We start from the raw sequence: 682 nt of genomic DNA on the forward strand, positions 1-682 counted from the left end.
CTAATGCTGTATCTGCAGCAGTCGCCCCTGAAATATCAATGCCAGCAACACCGGTTGCTCTAATCGAAATAACACCGGCTGTACTCACTGATGTATCGTAACCCGCCTTACCCAAGTCTTCTGCTAACTTATTGTTATCAGTGCCATAGTTAGCTAACGCAAATGAGTCACCACCAATCTCTAACGTACCTGTACCTGCTGTTTTTAATTCAATGGTTGTCTCTAATACCGCTTCAGCTGTAACGCCTTTGTTTAAAAGATTAATTTTGTCGGCAGTTTCAACTGCAGTATCTGTCGCTACGTTAGTATAGGTACCCGTGCCTTTAGAGCCATTAACTGTGGTGACACTCGTAGAACCTTCGGCCAAGCTACTCAATGCGGCACCAGCGGCACCAACGCCATATTTAGTACCCGCTGATGCTATTGCATAGTTACCTAAATCTGTCGCTGAAGTACTTGATAAAGTTAAAGAAATAGTCTGATTAGCATCTGAGCCTACTTGGAATTTTTTACTACCAAAACTACCATCAAGTAAGTTTTGACCACCAAATGACGTTGTTTCAGCAATACGAGTTAACTCAGTTTGTAATGCGCCAACTTCTTTTTGCATGGCATCTCTGTCATCCTGACTATTTGAACCATTCGATGATTGCAGGGCTAATTCACGCATACGTTGTAAAAT

General features: G+C 42.4%; 1 pseudogene. It reads right to left on the reverse strand.

Going from position 1 to position 682, the window contains the following annotated elements:
- Positions 1–682, reverse strand: a pseudogene (locus tag H4J65_RS05905) (flagellin); the annotation flags it as partial.

Origin of the sequence: Colwellia sp. MB02u-9, from assembly GCF_014077085.1 — a bacterium.
Taxonomy (GTDB): Bacteria; Pseudomonadota; Gammaproteobacteria; order Enterobacterales; family Alteromonadaceae; genus Cognaticolwellia.